Here is a 21,455-nt window from a genome sequence, read left to right as displayed (position 1 = left end):
GCCCGGCACCCGAGCGGTGCCGGGCAGGACCGGCGGACCGCACCCAGAACCACGTCAAGGAGAGAGCGACGATGATGTTGCGCTTACCCCGGGTCCTCGTGATCACCGCGGCGGCGGCCGTGCTGGTGGCGAGCCAGGCGGTGCCCGCGTCGGCGGCGGGACCGCTGAAGAACAGCACGAACAGGTGGGTCGGCAGTGCCGTGGCCGCCGGCCCGCTGGCCGATGAGGCTGACTACCGCGCGGTGCTGACCCGCGAGTTCGACAGCGTCACCCCGGAGAACGAGATGAAGTGGGGCGTCGTCGAGGCCACCCGCGGCCAGTACGACTGGTCCGGCGCCGACGCGATCGTGAGCTACGCCAAGCGGACCGGCAAGTCCGTGCGCGGGCACACCCTGGTGTGGCACAGCCAGCTGCCCGACTGGGTCGCCGGGCTGGAGGCACCCGAGCTGCGCAAGGTGGTCAAGGAGCACATCAAGACCACCGCAGGGCGGTTCAAGGGCAAGATCCGCGCGTGGGACGTCGTGAACGAGGCGTTCAACGAGGACGGCACCCGCCGGCCGACGGTGTTCCAGGAGAAACTCGGCGACGGCTACATCGCCGAGGCGTTCCGGCACGCGCACGCCGCGGACCCGAAGGCCGAGCTGTACATCAACGACTACAACATCGAGGGCCTCAACCCCAAGAGCGACGCGGTGTACGAGCTGGTGCGCAAGCTGAAGAGGCAGGGCGTGCCGATCGAGGGCGTCGGCATCCAGACGCACCTCGCGCTGCAGTACGGCTTCCCGACGACGATGAAGCAGAACATCGAGCGGTTCGCGAAGCTCGGCGTCGACGTCGCCATCACCGAGGCCGACGTGCGCATCCCGCAGCCGACCGACGCGGCGAAGCTGGAGGCCCAGGCCGACTTCTTCGAACAGGCCTGGGACGCCTGCCACGCCGTCAAGCGGTGTGTGGAGTTCACGACGTGGGGCTTCACCGACCGGCACTCGTGGGTGCCCGGTGTGTTCCCCGGCGAGGACGACGCGTGCCTGTTCGACGACGACCTGCGGCCCAAGCCCGCCTACCAGCGCATCAACCCCTAGCGGGAGCCCCCACTTGGCACAGTTCTCGAACCCGGTCCTGCCCGGCTCGCACCCCGACCCGTCGGTGTGCCGGGTGGGACCGGACCACTACCTGGTGACCTCGACCTTCGAGTACTTCCCCGGCCTGCCGGTCTACCACAGCCTGGACCTCGTGCACTGGCGGCTGCTCGGCCACGTGCTCGACCGGCCGTCGCAGCTGCCGCTGCAGGGCGTGCCGGCCTCCGGTGGCCTGTACGCGCCGACGATCCGGCACCACGACGGCGTGTTCTACGTGGTCTGCACGCTGGTGCACGGCAAGAGCGAGTCCGGCAACTTCGTCGTGACCGCGACCGACCCGGCCGGTCCGTGGTCGGAACCGAAGTGGCTGCCGGAGGCCGACGGCTTCGACCCGTCGCTGTTCTTCGACGACGACGGCCGGGCGTGGTGGACCGCGACCCGGCTGGTGCGCCCGCCCGGTGAGACCGAGGTCTGGCTGCGCGAGTTCGACCCGGCCACCCTCGACCTGGTCGGGGACGAGCACGTGGTGTGGCGCGGCGCGATGAGGGACGCGGTCTGGCCCGAAGCACCGCACGTGTACAAGGTGGACGGCCGGTACGTGCTGCTGACCGCGGAGGGCGGCACGGACTTCGAGCACTCGGTCGTCGTGGCGACGGCGGACCACGTCACCGGCCCGTACCGCGGGTCGCTGCTCAACCCGGTGCTGACCCACCGCCACCTCGGCCGCGACCACCCGATCGCGGCGGCCGGGCACGCGGACCTGGTGTGCACGCAGAACGGCCAGTGGTACGCCGTGCTGCTCGCGACCAGGCCGTACGGCGGCTACTACTACAACCTCGGCCGCGAGACGTTCCTCGTGCCGGTGAGGTGGGAGGCGGGTGGCCCGGTGTTCAGCCCCGGCACCGGCAGGGTCGAGGCGTCCTACGACGTGCCCGACCTGCCGCCGCACCCGTGGCCGGAACCGGACAGGACCGACGACTTCGACGGGCCGGGGCTCGACCCGGTGTGGATGTTCCTGCGCACGCCGGAGGAGCCGTTCTGGTCGCTGGCTGACCGGCCGGGGCACCTGCGGCTGCGGGTCCGGCCGGAGTCGGTCACCGAGGCGGTCACGCCGAGCATCGTGCTGCGGCGCCAGCAGCACGCCAGCTTCCACGCGTCCTGCGTGCTCGACTTCGCCCCGGCGGGACCGTCAGAGGTGGCGGGGCTGGTGCTGCTGCAGAACGACGAGCACCACGTGCGGCTGCTGCTCGGCGCCGACCGGGAGGTCGTCCTCGTGCGCCGCTTCGGCGGCAAGGACGAGGAGCTCGCGCGGACGGCGGTCGGCGAGGGCGCGGTGCGGCTGTGCCTGGAGGCGGTCGGCCAGGACGTGCAGGCGCTGGTCGCCGCGGGCACCGAGGGCTGGCAGCTGCTCGGCGACCCGTTCGACGGGCGGGTGCTGAGCACCCCGGTCGCCGGCGGGTTCACCGGGGTCCACATCGGACTGTACGCGTCCTCCGAGGGCGTGCCGAGCGAGTCGTGGGCCGACTTCGACAGCTTCACCTACCGCGGCCTGGAGTAGCCGGTGCCCTCGCGGCACCGGCTGTCCGGAGGAGCTGATCAGTGGAACAGGCGCAGGGGGACCGCCTCCGCCAGAGCCCGGTACCCGGCCGGGTTCAGGTGCAGGTGGTCTCCCACGTCGAACGCGGTCAGCAGCTGCCGCGGTGCGGCCGGGTCGCGCACGGCGGCGTCGAGGTCGACCACGGCGTCGAAACGGCGGCTGGTGCGGATCCACCGGTTCACCGCCTGCCGCGCCGTCTCGCGGAACCCGCCCGCGTCGTCGTAGAAGCTGCCGCCGAACGGCAGCAGCGTCGCGCCGTACACGGCCAGGTCGTGCGCATGGGCCCGGTCGAGGACCTGCTGGTAGCCCGCGATGAGGCGCTCGGCGACCCGCTGCTGCGACGCCTGGTCCGCGGCGGCCGTGCCGATGTCGTTGATCCCCTCGAACAGCAGCAGCCACTCGACCCGGCTCTGCGCCAGCAGGTCGCGGTCGAGCCGCGCCAGCACGCTCGGGCCCAGGCCGTTGTCCAGCACCCGGTTGCCGCCCGCGGCCTGGTTCAGCACCGCCACCCCGGCGGTGCGTCGGTCCGCGCGCAACCGGTCGGCGAGCCGGTCGGGCCAGCGGTCGTTGCCGTTGGTGGTCGAACCGCGGCCGTCGGTCAGCGAGTCGCCGATCACGACGAGGGCCGACGTGCCCGCACCCGCGACCACCTCGACACCGCTGAGGAAGTACCAGTGGTCGGTGGGGGTCGCGCCGGGCAGGTCGGCCGCCTCGACGTGGTTGCCCGCCAGGAGGTGGGACGTGGTGCGCGAACCGGGGTGCGAGGTGATGTCGTTCGACGCCTGCCCGGTGGCGAGGTACGTGGTGACGGTGAGGATCGAGCCCGCGGCCAGCGGGAAGTCCAGCGGGTCGGACACCACGAGCATGCCGGGCGTGAGGTCCGCCGACGGCGAGCCGTTGAACGTCACCCGGCGCGTGCTGCCGGGTTCGACGGCGCTCACACCGGCCCGGCCGCCCGCGGGGAGTGCGACGGTGACCGCGGTGATCGGCAGCGTCGCGCCACCGAACGCGTTCGAGAACCGCAACCGCAGCCGCCGCCCGCCGATCGTGACCCGGACGGTCTGCCGCAGGGTCGCGTCGGCCAGCACGAGCCCGTCCTGGGTGAACGGCGCCGGCGGCATGTTGTGCGGCTCGGTCAGCTGGGGCATCGACGCCCACGTGCCGACCCAGCGTTCCCGGCCCCGCGGTGGCGTGGCGGCCACCGCGGTGGTGGTGGATCCGGCGACGACCGTGGCGGCCGCGGCGCCGAGGAAGGAGCGTCTGCGCATTGTCCCAACCCTTCGGGAGGAAGGCGTCCGTGATCGAACCTAGGAGGGCCGCGGCAACGCCGTCAATGAAGTGACACAAGGGAAATCGGCAGAACACCTGTGCGCCGGGCGGGGGCCGGAGGTGTGCCTCGCGCTGCCCTGCGCACGCCGCGGGAATGGCCTGCACCTGCCACCTCGGCCGGTTGACCGCGGGTGTCGGCGGTCCTACCGTGGGAGCTGTTCTGCCGAAGACCGATGTAGTCCTTTGTGGACACAACTCTCCGGGTGCCACCGGCGCCCTCGCCGTGGAACCGCCGTGTCCGCAGTCGCTGACGACGAGGAGTGCGCATGGCACGAGTGCTGATGCTGGTGGGTGACGCCGCGGAGGAGCTCGACTCGATGTACCCGCTGTTCCGCCTGCGGGAGGACGACCACGAGGTGGTGGTCGCCGCACCGACCACCCGCCCGGTGCAGCTGGTGGTGCACGACTTCGAGCCGGGCTGCGACGCCTACACGGAGAAACCCGGCCGGCGGCTGCCGGTGGACCTGGCGTTCGCCGACGTGCGGCCGGAGGAGTTCGACGCGCTGGTGATCCCGGGCGGCCGGGCACCGGAGTACATCCGCGTCGACCCGGACGTGGCGCGCATCGTCGAGCACTTCTTCACCCACGACCGCCCGGTCGGGACGATCTGCCACGGACCGCAGGTCCCGGCGGCGCTCGGGCTGCTGCGCGGCCGGACCACGGCGGCCTACCCGCCGCTGCGCGCCGACGTGGAGCAGGCCGGCGGGACGTTCGCCGACGGACCGGACGTGGTGGACGGCGTGATGGTCTCCTGCCGCGGCTGGCCGGACCTGCCGGAGTGGTCGCGCGCGTTCCTGCGGGTGCTGGCGAAGACGAACGGCAGCTGATCCTCCACAGTGGAAGACCGCACGTCCGGCGCGGGCCGGGACGACTCCCGGCCCGCGTCGCCATCGCTCCCGAACGGCCCCTGGTCAAGGGAAAAATTGGCCGATATGTGCCACCTCCACCACCTTGTCCCCGGGCTCGGCCGAACCTAGGTTGACGGTTCACAAGGCCGGATTTCCCTGCTGGCACAGCGGTTGCCGGGGCTCGGAGGACTTCGATGGTGGGCTCACCCGTGCGCGGTCGCGCGCCTGGTCGGCTGTGGACGGGAGTGACCGGATGACGGTCCCGGCGGCGGCACTGCTGTCGGTCAGGGGCCTGGTCAAGCGGTTCCCCGGCGTGACGGCCCTGGGCGGGGTGGACTTCGACGTCCGCGCGGGGGAGGTGCACTGCCTGCTCGGGCAGAACGGGGCCGGCAAGTCGACGCTGATCAAGGTGCTGTCCGGTGCGCACCGCCCCGACGAGGGCGAGATCCGCTGGCGCGGCGAGGTCGTGTCGTTCGGCCACCCCACCGCCGCGATGCGCAGCGGGGTGGCCGCCATCTACCAGGAGCTGGACCTCGTCGCGGGCCTCTCGGTGGCCGACAACGTCTTCCTCGGGCACGAACTGTCCACTGCGGGCTTCAGCCGGCGCGCGGAGGCGCACCGCAGGACCCGTGCGCTGCTCGACCGGCTGGGCCACCCCGACATCGCGCCGGACCGGGATGTCGGCCGGTTGTCCGTGGCCCACCAGCAGGTCGTCAGCATGGCGCGGGCGCTGTCGCTGGACGGACAGCTGCTCATCATGGACGAGCCGTCGGCCGTGCTGGACCCGGACGAGGTGCGGGTGCTGTTCGACGTCATCCGCGAGCTGACCGCCCAGGGCGTGGCCGTCATCTACATCTCGCACCGGCTGGCCGAGATCAGGGAGATCGGCGACCGGGTGACCGTGCTCAAGGACGGCCGCACCGTCGCGACGGGCCTGTCCGCGCGCGAGGTGCGGACCGCGGACCTGATCGCGTTGATGACCGGGCGCGACCTCGACAACGTCTACCCCGACCGGCCGCCGCTCGACCCGGCCGCGCCGGAGGTGCTGGTGGTGCGCGGGCTGACCGACGGCGACCGCTTCCGCGACGTGGACCTGACCGTCCGCGCCGGTGAGGTGGTCGGGCTCGCCGGTCTGGTCGGGTCGGGCCGCTCGGAGATCCTGGAGACCGTCTACGGCGCACGCAAACGGGCCGGTGGCACGGTCGAGGTGGACGGCAGGCCGTTGCGGCGCGGTGGTGTCGGGGCGGCGGTGCGCGCGGGCATGGGGCTGTGCCCGGAGGAGCGCAAGAGCCAGGGGCTGCTGCTGGACCAGGCCGTCTACCGCAACATCACCGTGTCGTCGATGTCGGCCTTCGCCCGGTTCGGGTTCCTCGACGACCGCGCCGAACGCGCCCGCTCGACCGCGCTGACCGAGGCGCTGGACGTGCGCCCGGCCGGGGTCGACCGCGTGGTGCGCGGCCTGTCCGGCGGCAACCAGCAGAAGGTGGTGCTCGCGCGGTGGCTGCTGCGGGAGTGCCGGGTGCTGCTGCTCGACGAACCCACGCGCGGGGTCGACGTGGGCGCGCGCAACGAGATCTACGAGCTGATCCGCGACCTGGCGGCCAGGGGGGTGGCCGTCGTCGTCGTGTCGAGCGACGTGGAGGAGGTCCTCGGGCTGGCCGACCGGGTGCTGGTCGTGCGCGAGGGCCGGGTGGTCCACGACGGGCCGGCCGGCGAGATCGACGAGTCCCGGGTCCTCGACCTGGTCATGGAAGGACACGCCGCATGAGCGAGGACACCGCCGTGCCCGCGCGAACACAGGGCAGAGCGCCCGCAGCCAAGGAGACCGGCATCGCGGGCCTGCTGGGCTCCGCCGCCGGGCGCAACACCGGACTCGTGGTCGCACTGGTCCTGCTGTGCGCAGGTGGTGTGGTCACCGCCGGGGACCGGTTCGCCGACATCGACAACGTGCTCACGATCCTGCGGCTCGCGGCCGTGATCGGCGTGGTGAGCATCGGCATGACGTTCGTGATCACCGGCGGCGGCATCGACCTGTCCGTGGGCGCGATCGTCGCGCTGTCGTCGGTGTGGGCGACCACGCTGGCCACGCAGGGCCTGGCCGGCGACACCCACTGGATCGTCATGGTGTTCACGGCCCTGCTGGTGGGCGGGGCCTGCGGGCTGGTCAACGGGGTGCTGATCGCGTACGGCCGGGTCGTGGCGTTCATCGCGACCCTGGCGAGCCTGGCCGCCGCACGCGGCCTGGCCGAGATCATCTCCAACCGCAAGACGCAGATCGTGAATGTACCGGGCTTCGCCGCGTTCTTCGACGCGTCGGTGCTGGGCGTCCCGGTGCTGGTGGTGATCTTCGCGCTGGTCGCGGTCGGCGGGTGGGTGCTGCTCAACCGCACGACGTTCGGGCGCAGGACGTTCGCCGTCGGCGGCAACCCGGAGGCGGCCCGGCTCGCCGGCATCGACGTGCGGCGGCACACCGTGATGCTGTACTCGCTGCTGGGCCTGTGCTGCGGGCTGGCCGCGGTCATGCTCATCGCCCGCACCACCACCGGCAGCGCCACCCACGGCGGCCTGTACGAGCTCGACGCCATCGCCGCGGTCGTCATCGGCGGCACGCTGCTCTCCGGCGGCCGCGGCACGATCGCGGGCACCGTCTTCGGCGTCCTGATCTTCACGACGCTGTCGAACGTCTTCACCCTCAACAACCTCTCCATCTCCGCCCAGGCCGTCGCGAAGGGCGCGATCATCGTGGTCGCCGTCCTCCTGCAGCAGCGGCTCGCCCGACGCAGCGGCGCTTGACGCCGCCCCTCCAGACCGCTGCCACCCGAGGAGACAAGAAAGTCATGCCGCACAAGAGAACCACCCGCATCGCCGCAGCGGCGGCGACACTCGCGCTCGGAGCCGCGCTGACCGCGTGCACCGGCAACTCGCCGCAGGACACCGGAGGTGGCGGCAACCAGGGCGGGGTGCGGGTCGCCAACGACGAGCCGGGCAAGAAGGTCGTCATCGGCTTCTCGGCACCGGCCGCCGACCACGGCTGGATGGCCGCGATCACCGACGCCGCGAAGAAGGAGGCCGGCAAGTACTCCGACGTCGAGCTGCGCGTCGTCGAGGGCACCAACGACCCCAACCTCCAGATCAGCCAGGTCGAGACGTTCATCAACGACAAGGTCGACGCGATCGTCCTGCTGCCGTTCGACGGCGCCGCGCTCACCCCGGTCGCGCTCAAGGCCATGAAGGCCGGCATCACCGTGATCAACGTCGACCGCCGGTTCGACAGCCCGTTCGCGGCGCGGTCCACGGTGCTGGGCGACAACTACGGCATGGGCGTGTCCGCGGGCACCTACGTCTGCGAGCGGCTCAAGGGCAAGGGCGACGCCGTGGTCGCTGAGATCGCCGGCATCGACTCGCTGCCGCTGACCCAGGACCGCAGCAAGGGCTTCGCCGAGGCGCTCGCGGGCTGCGGCCTGAAGGTGACCAACCGGGTGGCCGCCGAGTTCACCGTCGAGAGCGGTGAGCGGGCAGCGGCGAACCTGCTGCAGGCCGCGCGCAAGATCGACGCCATCTGGAACCACGACGACGACCAGGGCGTCGGCGTCGCGGCCGCGGTCAAGAACTCCGGCCGCGGCGAGTTCTTCATGGTCGGCGGCGCGGGCTCGGCGAACGTGATGCGCGAGATCAAGGCCGACAACGGGCCGCACAAGGCGACGGTCGTCTACCCGTCGACCCAGGGTGCGGACGGCATCCGGCTGGCCCGGCTCGCGGTGCAGGGCAAGAGCCTCGGCGACCTGGTCGAGGTGGAGGTCCCCCGCGAGGTCCAGCTGTACGCGCCGGTCGTGACGAAGGACAACGTCGACCGCTACCTGCCGACCGCCTTCGAGTCCTGAGAGGGAACGCACTGTGACGACGCTGGGCATCGCAATGGTCGGCCACGCGTTCATGGGAGCCGCTCACTCCCAGGCGTGGCGGGTCGCCCCCCGCTTCTTCGACCTGCCGGTGCGGCCGGTGATGGCGGTGCTGTGCGGCCGGGACCCCGGCCGCACGCGCGCCGCCGCCGACCGGCTCGGCTGGGCCGACGCCGCGACCGACTGGAAGTCCGTGCTGGACCGCGACGACGTGCACGTGGTGGACATCTGCACACCGGGTGACACGCACGCCGAGATCGCGGTCGCCGCCCTGGAGGCGGGCAAGCACGTGCTGTGCGAGAAGCCGCTGGCCAACAGCGTCGCCGAGGCGGTCGCCATGGCGGAAGCGGCCGCACGCGCCGCCGAACGCGGGGTGCGGGCGATGGTGGGCTTCAGCTACCGGCGGGTGCCCGCGCTCGCCCTGGCCCGCGACCTCGTCGCGCAGGGCAGGCTCGGCCGCGTCCACCACGTGCGCGCCCAGTACCTGCAGGACTGGATCGTCGACCCGGCCGCACCGCTGTCGTGGCGGCTGGACAAGGAGAAGGCCGGTTCCGGCGCGCTCGGCGACATCGGCGCGCACATCGTGGACGCCACCCAGTTCATCCTCGGCGACACCGTCGCCGAGGTGACCGGGACCATGGAGACGTTCGTGCCGGAGCGGCCCGTCGCGGCCGCCCACTCCGGGCTGTCGGGCACCGCCGCGGGCAGTGAGACCGGCCCGGTCACCGTGGACGACGCCGCGCTGTTCCTGGCCCGCTTCACCGGCGGCGCGCTCGCCTCGTTCGAGGCGACCCGCTTCGCCAACGGCCGCAAGAACGCGCTGCGCATCGAGGTCAACGGCTCGGCGGGCAGCCTGGCGTTCGACTTCGAGGACATGAACGTCCTGCAGTTCTTCGACGGCACCGAGGACGCGTCCGTCGCCGGGTTCCGCCGGATCGTGGTCACCGAGCCGGAGCACCCGTACGTGTCCGCGTGGTGGCCTGCCGGGCACGGCCTCGGCTACGAGCACGCGTTCACCCACCAGGCCGTGGACTTCGTGCGGGCCGTGGCCGCGGGCACCGACCCGGCGCCGTCGTTCGCCGACGGCCTCCAGGTGCAGCGGGTGCTCGCGGCGGTCGAGACGAGCGCCGAGTCCCGCACGTGGCAACAGGTCTGAGGAGGCAGAACAGATGGCACGCCCGATCACGTTGTTCACCGGCCAGTGGGCCGACCTGCCGTTCGAGGAGGTCTGCCGGCTGGCCTCCGGCTGGGGCTACGACGGCCTGGAGATCGCCTGCTGGGGCGACCACCTCGACCCGTGGCGGGCCGCGGAGGACGACGACTACGTCGCCGACCGGCTGGAGGTCCTCGCCAAGCACGACCTGAAGGTGTGGACGATCTCCAACCACCTCACCGGCCAGGCCGTCTGCGACGACCCGATCGACGAGCGGCACCAGGGCATCCTGTCCGCCCGCAACTGGGGCGACGGCGACCCCGAGGGCGTGCGGCAGCGCGCGGCCGAGGAGATGAAGATGACCGCGCGGGCCGCGGCCAAGCTCGGCGTCGACACCGTCGTGGGCTTCACCGGCTCGTCGATCTGGAAGACCGTCGCGATGTTCCCGCCGGCACCGCAGTCGATGATCGACGCCGGGTACCAGGACTTCGCCGACCGCTGGAACCCGATCCTCGACGTGTTCGACGAGGTCGGCGTCCGGTTCGCGCACGAGGTCCACCCGTCCGAGATCGCCTACGACTACTGGACGACCGTCCGGGCGCTGGAGGCGATCGGGCACCGGCCCGCGTTCGGCCTCAACTGGGACCCGTCGCACTTCGTGTGGCAGGACCTGGACCCGGTCGGGTTCCTGTGGGACTTCCGCGACCGGATCTACCACGTCGACTGCAAGGACGCCCGGCGCCAGGTCGGCAACGGCCGCAACGGCCGGATGGGCTCGCACCTGGCGTGGGCGGACCCGCGGCGCGGCTGGGACTTCGTCTCGACCGGACGCGGCGACGTGCCGTGGGAGCAGTCGTTCCGGATGCTCAACACCATCGGGTACTCCGGTCCGATCAGCGTCGAGTGGGAGGACGCCGGCATGGACCGCCTCGTCGGCGCGCCCGAGGCGCTGGAGTTCATCCGCCGCAACGCCTTCGACCCGCCGTCGGCTTCCTTCGACGCCGCGTTCAGCTCGGGCGGGTGACGCGCGGGCGAGGGCCCGCTGACGAGAGGAGACGGTCGTGACCGAACGAATCGGCCTGTGGCTGAACGGTGCCAGGGGGTCGGTGGCGACGACAGCGGTCAGCGGGCTGCTCGCCCTGCGCGAGGGGCTCGTGCCGCCCACGGGCTGCGCCTCGGAACTGCTGGACGCCGACCTGCCGCCGTGGGAGGCGTTCGTGGTCGGCGGGCACGACGTCGTGGACACCCCGCTGGTCAAGCGGGTGGAGGGCCTCGTGCGCGACGGGGTGCTGCCGCACGACCTGGCGGGGTGGGTGGCGGACGGGCTGGACGCCGTGGACGCGGAGATCCGGCCCGGCCACGACCCCGCCGCGTTCGCCGGCAGCCAGGCCGAGGCCGCCCGGCGGCTGGCGGCCGACATCACCGGCTTCCGCGAACGGCACGGGCTCGCCCGCGTCGTCGTGGTGAACGTGGCGTCGACCGAACCGCCCGTGCACGTGCCGCACGAGTCGCTGGCGGAGCTGGAGGAAGCGCTCGCCGTGCCGGGGAACGCCGTGCTGCCGCCGAGCTCCCTCGTCGCCTACGCGGCGTTCCAGGCCGGGTGCGCCTTCGTGGACTTCACCCCGTCCACCGGTGTGGCGCTGCCCGCGCTGGACGAGCTGGCGCGGGCGCGGTCGCTGCCCTACGCCGGCCGTGACGGCAAGACGGGGGAGACGTTGCTGCGCGCGGCGATCGCGCCGATGTTCACCTCGCGGGCGCTGAAGGTCCTGTCCTGGACCGGCACCAACCTGCTCGGCGGCGGTGACGGTGCGACGCTGGAGGACCCGGCGCACGCCGACAGCAAGCTCGCGTCCAAGGCCAGGGGACTGGCCGCCCTGCTCGGCGCGGAGGTCACCGCGCCGTTGCACATTGACCACGTGCCCGACCTCGGTGAACGCAAGACCGCGTGGGACCACGTGTCCTTCGAGGGGTTCCTGGGCGCGCGGATGTCGTTGCAGCTCACCTGGAGCGGCCTGGACTCGTCCCTGGCCGCCCCGCTCGTGCTCGACCTCGCCCGCCTGCTCGCCGCCGCCCACGCGGCCGGCCGCAGCGGTGCGCAGGGCGCGCTCGCGTTCTTCTTCAAGGACCCGCTGGGCAGCGACGAGCACCGGCTCGCCGAACAGGCCCGCGAACTGCACGAGTGGGCGCGGGGACTGGATGACCCGCGCTCGCGCCAGACCGACTGACCCACCGACCGTTCCGGTTCGCTTCCGCTGCGCGACCCTTTCCCTGCGAAGGAGCCAAGCGTGAACAGAACGTCATGGCGGCGCGTCCGCCCCCGAGGAGTCGTCCCGCTCTCCGGCACCTCCTCGGCCCGCGCGTAACCCCTCCCGGCCCGCGTTCCCCCGGCGGTGAACAGGGCCGTTCCGGCCGCCCTCTTCTGGGAGCGCTCCCAGAAGAGGGCTTCCCCTGGCGAACGCGCCCGCACACCGACCGACTCGACGCGCCGACGCCCTGACCGTCCACAGCGGACCGCGCGCTGCCCGCGCGCGAACGAGATCGAAGGTTGTCACCTGTCATGAGAAAACGATTCTCCGCGGCGTTCTCCGCCGCACTGCTGACCGTGGCCGGAGCGGTGGCCGTCACGGCCGCCTCGGTCGCCACCGCCCCACCGGCCGCCGCGCATGTCGTCAACCCGGCGGACTTCCAGCAGGTGGAACTCGCCAAGGGCGTCGCCGAGATGGGCGAGCCGATGTCGATGGCCGTGCTGCCGGACCGCTCCGTCCTGCACACCTCCCGCAACGGCACGCTGCGCCGCACCACGGCGACCGGCACCACGAGCGTGATCGCGAACATCCCCGTCTACACCCACGACGAGGAGGGGTTGCAGGGCGTCGCGGCGGACCCGAACTTCGCCACCAACCGGCAGATCTTCCTCTTCTACGCGCCACCGCTGTCGACACCGTCCGGTGACGCTCCGGCCACCGGCACGAACTTCTCGGCGTGGAACGGCGTGAACCGGCTGTCCCGCTTCACCCTCAACACCGACTTCACGGTCAACATGGCGAGCCAGGTGACCGTGCTCGACGTGCCGACCAGCCGGGGCATGTGCTGCCACGTCGGCGGTGACATGGACTTCGACGCGGCCGGCAACCTGTACCTGTCCACCGGTGACGACACCAACCCGTTCGACTCGGGCGGCTACACCCCGATCGACGAGCGCTCCGGCCGCAACCCCGTCTACGACGCGCAGCGCAGCGCCGGCAACACCAACGACCTGCGCGGCAAGGTCCTGCGGATCAAGGTGAACGCCGACGGGTCGTACTCGATCCCGGCCGGCAACCTGTTCGCGCCGGGAACGGCCCGCACCCGCCCGGAGATCTACGCGATGGGCCTGCGCAACCCGTTCCGCTTCAACGTGGACAAGGCCACCGGCACGATCTACCTCGGCGACTACGGCCCGGACGCCGGGTCGACGACGTCCACCCGCGGTCCCGCCGGTCAGGTCGAGTTCAACCGGATCACCTCAGCGGGCAACTACGGCTGGCCGTACTGCACCGGCGGCAACACCACCAACGAGACCTATGTGGACTACACGTTCCCGTCGGGTCCGTCGGGCAGCCGGTTCAACTGCGCGGCACCGGTGAACAACTCGCCCAACAACACCGGACTGACGAACCTGCCGCCCGCGCGCGCGGCGTGGATCAAGTACGACAACTGCTCGTTCGCCGCGTTCGGCTGCGGCTCGGAGTCGCCGATGGCGGCGCCGGTGTACCGCTACGACTCGACGAACCCGTCGACGGTCAAGTTCCCGGCCTCCTTGGACGGGCACGTGTTCGCCACCGAGTTCGGCCGCCGCTGGATCAAGACGATCGACGTCAACTCCGACGGCACGCCCGGCACGGTCGGCGACTTCCCGTGGCGCGGCACGCAGGTCATGGACGCCGCGTTCGGCCCGGACGGCGCGCTCTACGTGCTCGACTACGGCACGGGCTGGGGCAGCGGTGACGCGAGCTCCGCGCTCTACCGCATCGAGTACGTGCCGTCGGGCAACCGGGCGCCGGTCGCGAAGGCGAGCGCGGATCGCTCGTCCGGTGCCGCTCCGCTGACCGTGAACTTCTCGTCCGCGGGCTCCTCCGACCCGGAGAACGGCGCGCTGACCTACTCGTGGAACTTCGGCAACGGCGCCACCTCCACGGCGGCCAACCCGAGCTACACCTTCACCGCCAACGGCCAGTACACGGTCACGCTGACGGTGACGGACCCCGCCGGGGCGACGGCCAACACCAGCGTGGTGGTCACAGTGGGCAACACCGCACCGGTCGTCACTCTGAACGCACCGCTGAACGGCAGCCTGTTCAGCTACGGCGACACCATCCCGTACACGATCACGGTCACCGACGCCGAGGACGGCACGATCGACTGCACGCGGGTCAAGCTGTCCTACATCCTCGGCCACGACAGCCACGGCCACCCGATCACGTCGAACACCGGCTGTTCGGGCACCCTGACGATCCCGGTCGACGGTGAGCACGACACGGCGGCGAACATCTACGCGGTCTTCGACGCCGAGTACACCGACAACGGCGCGAACGGCGTCCCGGCGGCGACCACGCACACCCAGCACGTGCTGCAGCCGCGCCACCGCCAGGCCGAGCACTACGCGGCGCAGTCGGGTGTCGCCCTGTACGACAAGACCCCGGCCGAGGGCGGCCGGACCGTCGGCGACGTCCACAACGGCGACTGGATCGCGTTCGACAACTACAACCTCACCGGCGCCAACCGGTTCACCGCACGGGTGTCCTCGGCCGGCGCGGGTGGCACGATCACGGTGCGCGCCGGTTCCCCGACCGGCACGGCCATCGCCACGCTGACGGCGCCGGTGACGGGCGGCTGGGAGACCTTCACCGAGGTCTCGACCGCTCTCAGCTCGGTGCCCGCGACCACCGGCAGGCTGTACCTGACCTTCACCGGCAGCGGCACGGGCTACCTGTTCGACCTGGACGCCTTCACGTTCGACACCTCCACCGGCGGCGGTGGCCGCACCGGGCCGATCACCGGCCCCGCGAGCAAGTGCGCCGACGTGACCGGCGGCAGCACCGCCGACGGCACCCGCATCCAGCTCTACACCTGCAACAACGGCACGAACCAGCGGTGGACCGTCCAGGGCACGACGCTGCGGGCGTTGTCGAAGTGCATGGACACCGCCGGTGGCGCGACCGCCGACGGCACGGCCGTGCAGCTGACGACCTGCAACGGTGCCACGAGCCAGAACTGGTCCGCCGGCGCCAACGGTTCCGTGGTGAACACGAAGTCGGGCAAGTGCCTGGACGCCAACGGGGCGAGCACGGCCGACGGCACCGCGCTGATCATCTGGAACTGCCACGGCGGCACGAACCAGCGCTGGACCCTGCCGTGACGACTCCGCCGCCTGCTTCACCATCAAGGAGGATGAGATGAGGTACCAGGCACTCCGGCGGGCGCTCAGCGCGACCGCCGCGGCACTGGTCGCCGGGGCGGTCGTCACCGCGCCACCGGCGGCGGCTGCCGACGCACCGTACGACGTGCTGGTGTTCTCCAAGACCGCGGGCTTCCGGCACGACGCCATCCCCACCGGCATCCAGCTGGTCCGCGACCTGGGCGCCGGCAACAACTTCACCGTGACCGCCACCGAGGACTCCGCGGTGTTCACGACCTCGAACCTCGCGCAGTACGAGGCCGTGGTCTTCCTCAACACCACCGGGGACGTGCTCAACGCGACCCAGCAGACCGCGTTCGAGTCCTACGTCCGCGGCGGGGGCGGCTACGTCGGCGTCCACTCCGCGGCCGACACCGAGTACGACTGGCCGTTCTACGGCGAGCTGGTGGGCGCGTACTTCTCCTCGCACCCGGCGATCCAGCAGGCCGCGGTCCGCACGGAGAACCGGGCGCACGCGGCCACCGCGCACCTGAGCCCGGCCTGGTCGCGCACCGACGAGTGGTACAACTACCGCAGCAACCCCCGCTCCACGGCCCGCGTCCTGTCCACTTTGGACGAGTCGACCTACTCCGGCGGGTCGATGGGCGGCGACCACCCGATCACCTGGTGCAAGAACCTGAGCAGCGGCCGGTCGTTCTACACCGGCACCGGCCACACCAGGGAGAGCTACGCCGACCCGGCGTTCCGCTCGATGATCCTCGGCGGCATCCGCTACGCGGCGAACCGGACGAAGGCCGACTGCCGGCCCGAGACCGGGTACACCACCCTCTACAACGGCTCGACGAGCGGGTGGACGCAGGCGGGCCCCGGCGGTTTCACCAACACCAACGGCACGCTCACGTCGTACGACGGCATGGGCATGCTCTGGTACAGCGCGAAGGAGCTGCGGTCCTACTCGCTGAAGCTGGACTGGCAGGTGCCCGGTGACGACAACTCCGGTGTCGTGCTCGGGTTCCCGGCCGGCAGCACCCCGGACTCGGCGCTGACCAGCGGTTACGAAGTCCAGATCGACGCCACCGACACCGCGGACAAGACCACGGGCGCGATCTACGGGGTCAAGGGCGCGGACATCGCGGCCAGGGACGCGGCGCTGAACCCGCCGGGCGAGTGGAACACCTACGAGCTGCTCGTCGAGGGCGAACGGCTGCAGGTGTTCCTGAACGGCGTGAAGATCAACGACTTCACCAACGCCGACCCGGCCCGCTCGCTCACGTCGGGGTACATCGGCCTGCAGAACCACGGCACGGGCGACGACGTGTCGTTCCGCAACGTCCGGATCAAGGAGCTCGGCGGGACGACGCCGCGCACCGGCCGGATCACCGGTGGTTCCGGCAAGTGCGTGGACGTGGCGGGCGGCAGCAGCGCCGACGGCACCCGCATCCAGCTCTACACCTGCAACTCCAACGCCGCCCAGCAGTGGACGGTCAACGGGAACACGTTGCGCGCGTTCAACAAGTGCATGACCACCGCCGGCGGCAACGGTGCGCAGGTGCAGCTGCAGACGTGCAACGGCAGCGGCACGCAGAACTGGGCGCCGGGCGCGAACGGGTCGCTGGTGCACCAGCAGTCCGGCCGGTGCCTGGACGCCAACGGCGGCAGCTCGGCCGACGGCACGTCGCTGATCGTCTGGACCTGCCACGGCGGGACCAACCAGCGCTGGACCCTGCCGTGAGGCGGGTGAGCGCCGCGGTGGCGGCACTCGTCGTGGCCGGGACGGTGGTCGCGGCTGGCCCACCGGCGTCGGCGGCGACCATCGACACCACCGCCTGGTACGTCCTCGTCGACCGCAACAGCGGCAAGGCGCTGGACGTGTCCGGTGCCTCGGCCGCCGACGGCACGCGGATCATCCAGTGGAGCCGCACGGACGCGGCGAACCAGCAGTGGCAGTTCGTCGACTCCGGCGGCGGCTACTACCGGATCAGGTCCCGCAGCTCGGGCAAGGTCCTCGACGTGTCCGGCGCGTCGGCGGCCGACGGTGCCGCGGTCGTGCAGTGGTCCGACAACAACGGGTCCAACCAGCAGTTCCGGGCCGCGGACTCGGACGGCGGCCACGTGCGGCTGATCGCCAGGCACAGCGCCAAGGCGGTGGACGTGCGCGGCGGGTCGACCGCCGACAACGCCGACGTCGTGCAGAACACCGACACCGGTGCCGCGAGCCAGCAGTGGCAGCTCGTCAAGCTGTCCGGTGGCGGTGATCCGGGAACCGGTGGCGGCTGCGGCAAGGCACCGACCCTGCGCAACGGCACGCACACGATCCAGAGCGGCGGCAAGACCCGCAGCTTCATCCTCCGCATCCCCGACAACTACAACAACACCAACCGCTACAAGCTGATCATCGGTCTGCACTGGCGCGGCGGCACGGCCAACGACGTCGCGTCCGGTGGCAGCAGCGGTGCCGCCTGGGCCTACTACGGCCAGCAGGAGCAGTCGAACAACACCGCCGTCCTCGTCGCACCGCAGGGCCAGGGCAACGGGTGGGCGAACTCCGGCGGTGAGGACGTCACGTTCATCGACGATCTCGTCAAACGCGTCGAGGGCGACCTGTGCGTCAACCCGGCGCAGCGGTTCGCCCTCGGGTTCAGCTGGGGCGGTGGCATGAGCTACGCGCTGGCCTGCGCGCGGCCGACCGCGATCCGCGCGGTCGCCGTGATCTCCGGTGGCGAGATCAGCGGGTGCAGCGGCGGCACGCAGCCCGTCGCGTACTTCGGTCTGCACGGCGTCAGCGACAACGTGCTGGGCATCGGCCAGGGCCGGTCGTTGCGCGACCGGTTCGTGCGCAACAACGGCTGTGCCGCGCAAAGCCCGCGGGAACCGGCGGTGGGCAGCCGGACGCACGTCACGACCACCTACTCGTGCCGGGCCGGGTACCCGGTGCAGTGGGCCGCCTACGACGGGGGCCACGCGCCCGCGCCGGTGGAGGGCTGCGGCTGTGACGACGGTGCACGGACGTGGACGAAGGCCGAGATCTGGAGGTTCTTCGCGCAGTTCCAGTGACAGTTCCGGTGACAGTTCCGGTTGACAGTCGAACTGTCGAACAACGCGGTGCCAGTCGTGCCTTCCGTGGTACGACTGGCACCGTTCCACACGCCGCGCACAGCCATGACCACCCATCACTGACGAAGGAGTCGTGTGATGCGCACCTCCGTGGACCGCGAGCGCGGCCGGCACGACACGAGCCCGGCCGTGTCCAGGACCGACGGCTTCCGCACCGACAACGACGAGTGCGGCGCCCTGCTGTACGGGATGCCCGCGATGGAGAAGGTCGTCTTCGACCACCCCGGCTGCGACCCGGCCTACGAGTTCCGCATCTCCAGCCCCGGCATGACCGCCGTCGACGGCTACGGCCGGATCACCGACTACCGCACCGGCGAGGTCATCTCGACGTGGATCGACAGGTACGGCATCTGGGCCCGCCGGGCGTTCGCGTCCAGGGTGGACCGGGTGATCGTGCACGAGCTGCTGCCCGCGCCCGGCCGCACGGTCGACACCACGCTGAGCGTCGACACCGCGCTCGACGGCCTTCCCGGTGGCCTGAGCTTCACCACCAGGGCCACGGTCAGCGGCGGCTCCGGCTACCTCAACCTGCGCGGCTCGGCCCCGGTCCGCGACGGCGTCCCCGGCTGCGAGGGCGTCACGCGCGTGGTCGCGTTCGACGGCACGATCTCCGCCAGCGGCGCCACGCTGGTCGTCATCGGCGCGACCCGGCTGCTGCTGCTCACCAAGCTCGACCGGTACGCGTCGCCGACGGCGTGGGTGACCCAGGCGCTGCGCACGGCGCTGGCCGGACTGGAGGCGGACTACACGGCGTTGTTCGCGCGCCACCGCGACGCCACCGGTTCGGGCGGCGGTGACACGCGGCCGTGACAGCTGCACCCCGTACTTTCGGTGGCGATGTGACAATTGGCTGATGGAGAGCACCCAGGGCATCGAGGCGGGTTCGCCGGCCGCTGTGCTGCGCATGCTGATGGACGGCAGGCCGCGCACCCGAGCGGAGATCGTGGCGGCGACCGGCCTGGCCCGTTCCACGGTGCGGGCGCGGCTGGACCTGCTCGTGGCCGCGGGACTGGTGACCGGCAACGGCACGGGTGAGTCCACCGGCGGGCGCCCGGCGAGCCGGTTCGGGTTCAACCCCGGTGCGCACCTCGTGCTGGCGGCGGAGGTGGGGGCCACGCACGCCACCGTGGCCGTGGCGGACCTGGCGTGCCGGCTGCTGGCCGTCGAGCAGGTGGGCCTCGACGTCGCCGACGGGCCCGCGGTGATCCTGCCGCTGCTCGTGGCGACCTGGCGGGAGCTCCTGCGGACGGTGGACCCCGCCGAGATCGCCGGTGTCGGCATCGGGCTGCCCGGACCGGTCGAGCACTCCACCGGGCGCCCGAACAACCCGCCGATCATGCCCGGCTGGGACGGCTACGACGTGCCCGCGGCGATCGAGGCGGAGTTCGGTGCCCCGGTGCTCGTCGACAACGAGGTCAACCTGATGGCGCTGGGCGAGCACGCGGCGTCCCACCCGGACGTGCAGCACATGATCGTGGTGAAGGCGGCGACCGGCATCGGTGCCGGGCTGATCAGCAACGGCGTGCTGCACCGGGGTGCGGCGGGCGCGGCGGGGGACCTCGGGCACATCCGGGTGCCGCAGGGCGGCGAGGTGCTGTGCCGGTGCGGCAACACCGAGTGCCTGGAGGCGGTCGCCGGTGGGCCCGCGCTGGCGGCGAAGCTGCGGGGACTGGGCCTGCCCGCGCACTCCACCGCCGACGTGGTGCACCTGGTGCGGTCGGGCAACCTCGAGGCCGGCCGGGTCGTGCGGCAGGCCGGCCGCGACATCGGCGAGGTGCTCGCCGGGTGCGTGAGCATGTTCAACCCCGCGCTCGTGGTGATCGGCGGGCTGCTCGCCGAGGCGGGGGAGATGCTGCTGGCCGGGGTGCGCGAGTCGATCTACCGGCGTTCGCTGCCGCTGGCCACGGAGAACCTGCGGATCGTCGCGTCGGGTGCCGGGGTGACCGCGGGTGCGCTGGGCGCGGCGGCGATGGTCGTGCGGCACGTGCTGTCGCCGGAGGTGCTGGACGCGCGGCTGGGTGCCGTCGCGGCGGGGGTCGCCGGGGTGGCCACCGCGGAGGTCCACGGCACTTTTGGCGGATAGTCGTCATAAGTTACGCCAGAAGCGACGCTCTTCTGCATTGACCCGATCATATGTCCGGGCCTACGTTCAGGCTCATGTGGGACATTGGCGTCAGCACATGGGTTTGGACGTCGCCGCTCACCGACGACGGGTTGGCCGCCCTCGCACCGAAGGTCCGCGAGCAGGGCTTCGACGTCATCGAGCTGCCGGTCGAGCAGCCGGGTGACTGGGACCCGCACCGCGCGGCCGACCTGCTCGCCGCACTCGGCCTGCGCGCCACCGTCTGCCTGGTCATGCCACCGGGCCGCGAGCTGGTCGCCGCGGACACCGTGCGGGAGACGCAGGACTACCTGCGGCACGTGGTCGACGTGGCGGCGGTCGTGGGCAGCCCGGTCATCGCCGGTCCCGCCTACAGCTCCGTCGGCCGCACCTGGCGGATCGACGACCGGCCGCGGGTGTACGCGGAGCTGCGCGCGAACCTGGCCCCGGTCGTCGAGCACGCCGCCGCACGTGGCGTCCGCGTCGCCGTGGAACCGCTGAACCGCTACGAGACCAGCCTGCTCAACACCGTGGACCAGGCGCTGGAGGCGCTGGCCGGGCTCCCGGACGAGGGCTGCGGACTGGCGCTCGACACCTACCACCTCAACATCGAGGAAGCGGCACCGGTGAAGGCGGTCCACGCCGCCGGGTCGCGGATCGCGCACGTCCAGGTGTGCGCCAACGACCGCGGCACACCGGGCCGCGACCACCAGGACTGGCCGGCCCTGCTGGGCGCCCTCTCCGGGGCCGGCTACCGGGGACCGCTGTGCATCGAGTCGTTCACCCCGGACAACGCCGCCATCGCGACCGCCGCCTCGATCTGGCGGCCGCTCGCCGACTCACCCGACGCCCTCGCCGCCGAGGGGCTCGCCTTCCTGCGTTCCGCCGCCGCCGCTCTGACCTGACCGCCGACCGCCTCACCACCACGGAGGAGTGG

At 71.9% G+C, this 21,455-nt stretch carries 16 protein-coding genes; 15 read left to right on the top strand and 1 reads right to left on the bottom strand.

Annotation, left to right across the window (positions count from 1 at the left end; all coding sequences use genetic code 11):
• Positions 1–71 precede the first annotated feature (71 nt).
• Both AB0A63_RS13330 and AB0A63_RS13325 read left to right on the top strand, forming a co-directional pair.
• Positions 72–1,082 carry an endo-1,4-beta-xylanase gene (locus tag AB0A63_RS13330; protein WP_360389613.1) on the top strand — a complete coding sequence of 337 codons (1,011 nt, stop codon included), beginning with the start codon at positions 72–74 and terminating at the stop codon, positions 1,080–1,082.
• A 13-nt stretch (positions 1,083–1,095) separates the two neighbouring features.
• Positions 1,096–2,637 (top strand): glycoside hydrolase family 43 protein, encoded by a 1,542-nt coding sequence (locus AB0A63_RS13325; protein ID WP_360389610.1) that lies wholly within the window; start codon positions 1,096–1,098, stop codon positions 2,635–2,637.
• A 38-nt stretch (positions 2,638–2,675) separates the two neighbouring features.
• Here AB0A63_RS13325 and AB0A63_RS13320 read toward each other — a convergent pair whose 3' ends face one another.
• On the bottom strand, positions 2,676–3,944 hold the full coding sequence (locus AB0A63_RS13320) for an SGNH/GDSL hydrolase family protein (RefSeq protein ID WP_360389608.1): 1,269 nt from the start codon (positions 3,942–3,944) through the stop codon (positions 2,676–2,678).
• Positions 3,945–4,271: 327 nt separating this feature from the next.
• Between AB0A63_RS13320 and AB0A63_RS13315 the strand changes: the two genes are divergently transcribed.
• The 13 genes from AB0A63_RS13315 to AB0A63_RS13255 all read left to right on the top strand — a co-directional run bounded on the left by AB0A63_RS13315 (position 4,272) and on the right by AB0A63_RS13255 (position 21,423).
• On the top strand, positions 4,272–4,832 hold the full coding sequence (locus tag AB0A63_RS13315) for a DJ-1/PfpI family protein (RefSeq protein WP_360389605.1): 561 nt from the start codon (positions 4,272–4,274) through the stop codon (positions 4,830–4,832).
• 274 nt (positions 4,833–5,106) lie between these two features.
• A complete protein-coding gene (locus AB0A63_RS13310; RefSeq protein ID WP_360389602.1) occupies positions 5,107–6,621 on the top strand; it encodes a sugar ABC transporter ATP-binding protein in 1,515 nt (504 codons plus the stop codon).
• Entirely contained in the window at positions 6,618–7,646 is a 1,029-nt protein-coding gene (locus AB0A63_RS13305) for an ABC transporter permease (RefSeq protein ID WP_360389599.1), read from the top strand. The genes AB0A63_RS13310 and AB0A63_RS13305 overlap by 4 nt, the downstream gene beginning before the upstream one ends.
• Before the next feature lie 44 nt (positions 7,647–7,690).
• Entirely contained in the window at positions 7,691–8,734 is a 1,044-nt protein-coding gene (locus AB0A63_RS13300; RefSeq protein WP_360389596.1) for a substrate-binding domain-containing protein, read from the top strand.
• A 34-nt stretch (positions 8,735–8,768) separates the two neighbouring features.
• Positions 8,769–9,908, top strand: a complete 1,140-nt coding sequence (locus tag AB0A63_RS13295) for a Gfo/Idh/MocA family oxidoreductase (RefSeq protein ID WP_360389868.1) — start codon at positions 8,769–8,771, stop codon at positions 9,906–9,908.
• Positions 9,909–9,921: 13 nt separating this feature from the next.
• Positions 9,922–10,929: a sugar phosphate isomerase/epimerase family protein gene (locus AB0A63_RS13290; protein WP_360389594.1), complete on the top strand. Its 1,008-nt coding sequence runs from the start codon at positions 9,922–9,924 to the stop codon at positions 10,927–10,929.
• Between the two features lie 37 nt (positions 10,930–10,966).
• Positions 10,967–12,130 (top strand): inositol-3-phosphate synthase, encoded by a 1,164-nt coding sequence (locus AB0A63_RS13285; protein ID WP_360389591.1) that lies wholly within the window; start codon positions 10,967–10,969, stop codon positions 12,128–12,130.
• A 332-nt stretch (positions 12,131–12,462) separates the two neighbouring features.
• Positions 12,463–15,303 (top strand): PQQ-dependent sugar dehydrogenase, encoded by a 2,841-nt coding sequence (locus AB0A63_RS13280; RefSeq protein WP_360389589.1) that lies wholly within the window; start codon positions 12,463–12,465, stop codon positions 15,301–15,303.
• A gap of 37 nt (positions 15,304–15,340) precedes the next feature.
• Complete coding sequence (locus AB0A63_RS13275; RefSeq protein WP_360389587.1) at positions 15,341–17,035, top strand: ThuA domain-containing protein; 1,695 nt, start codon at positions 15,341–15,343, stop codon at positions 17,033–17,035.
• A 5-nt stretch (positions 17,036–17,040) separates the two neighbouring features.
• Positions 17,041–18,357 (top strand): RICIN domain-containing protein, encoded by a 1,317-nt coding sequence (locus AB0A63_RS13270; protein ID WP_360389585.1) that lies wholly within the window; start codon positions 17,041–17,043, stop codon positions 18,355–18,357.
• Positions 18,358–18,495: 138 nt separating this feature from the next.
• Positions 18,496–19,227: a glycoside hydrolase N-terminal domain-containing protein gene (locus tag AB0A63_RS13265; RefSeq protein ID WP_360389582.1), complete on the top strand. Its 732-nt coding sequence runs from the start codon at positions 18,496–18,498 to the stop codon at positions 19,225–19,227.
• A 43-nt stretch (positions 19,228–19,270) separates the two neighbouring features.
• Entirely contained in the window at positions 19,271–20,500 is a 1,230-nt protein-coding gene (locus AB0A63_RS13260) for an ROK family transcriptional regulator (RefSeq protein WP_360389579.1), read from the top strand.
• 74 nt (positions 20,501–20,574) lie between these two features.
• Positions 20,575–21,423, top strand: a complete 849-nt coding sequence (locus tag AB0A63_RS13255) for a sugar phosphate isomerase/epimerase family protein (protein ID WP_360389577.1) — start codon at positions 20,575–20,577, stop codon at positions 21,421–21,423.
• Positions 21,424–21,455: the final 32 nt, after the last annotated feature.

The organism is Lentzea sp. NPDC042327, from assembly GCF_040647275.1.
In the GTDB taxonomy this organism is placed as follows: domain Bacteria; phylum Actinomycetota; class Actinomycetes; order Mycobacteriales; family Pseudonocardiaceae; genus Lentzea.
Note: the sequence above shows the minus strand (reverse complement) of the source record. Positions and strands in the feature narration are given on the sequence as shown.

Excerpts from the sequence above, each read along its gene's own strand:
- AB0A63_RS13330 (WP_360389613.1), top strand. The coding sequence starts at position 72 with ATGATGTTGCGCTTACCCCGGGTCCTCGTGATCACCGCGGCGGCGGCC.
- AB0A63_RS13320 (WP_360389608.1), bottom strand. The coding sequence starts at position 3,944 with ATGCGCAGACGCTCCTTCCTCGGCGCCGCGGCCGCCACGGTCGTCGCC.
- AB0A63_RS13315 (WP_360389605.1), top strand. The coding sequence starts at position 4,272 with ATGGCACGAGTGCTGATGCTGGTGGGTGACGCCGCGGAGGAGCTCGAC.
- AB0A63_RS13310 (WP_360389602.1), top strand. The coding sequence starts at position 5,107 with ATGACGGTCCCGGCGGCGGCACTGCTGTCGGTCAGGGGCCTGGTCAAG.
- AB0A63_RS13305 (WP_360389599.1), top strand. The coding sequence starts at position 6,618 with ATGAGCGAGGACACCGCCGTGCCCGCGCGAACACAGGGCAGAGCGCCC.
- AB0A63_RS13300 (WP_360389596.1), top strand. The coding sequence starts at position 7,691 with ATGCCGCACAAGAGAACCACCCGCATCGCCGCAGCGGCGGCGACACTC.
- AB0A63_RS13295 (WP_360389868.1), top strand. The coding sequence starts at position 8,769 with ATGGTCGGCCACGCGTTCATGGGAGCCGCTCACTCCCAGGCGTGGCGG.
- AB0A63_RS13290 (WP_360389594.1), top strand. The coding sequence starts at position 9,922 with ATGGCACGCCCGATCACGTTGTTCACCGGCCAGTGGGCCGACCTGCCG.
- AB0A63_RS13280 (WP_360389589.1), top strand. The coding sequence starts at position 12,463 with ATGAGAAAACGATTCTCCGCGGCGTTCTCCGCCGCACTGCTGACCGTG.
- AB0A63_RS13275 (WP_360389587.1), top strand. The coding sequence starts at position 15,341 with ATGAGGTACCAGGCACTCCGGCGGGCGCTCAGCGCGACCGCCGCGGCA.
- AB0A63_RS13265 (WP_360389582.1), top strand. The coding sequence starts at position 18,496 with ATGCGCACCTCCGTGGACCGCGAGCGCGGCCGGCACGACACGAGCCCG.
- AB0A63_RS13260 (WP_360389579.1), top strand. The coding sequence starts at position 19,271 with ATGGAGAGCACCCAGGGCATCGAGGCGGGTTCGCCGGCCGCTGTGCTG.
- AB0A63_RS13255 (WP_360389577.1), top strand. The coding sequence starts at position 20,575 with ATGTGGGACATTGGCGTCAGCACATGGGTTTGGACGTCGCCGCTCACC.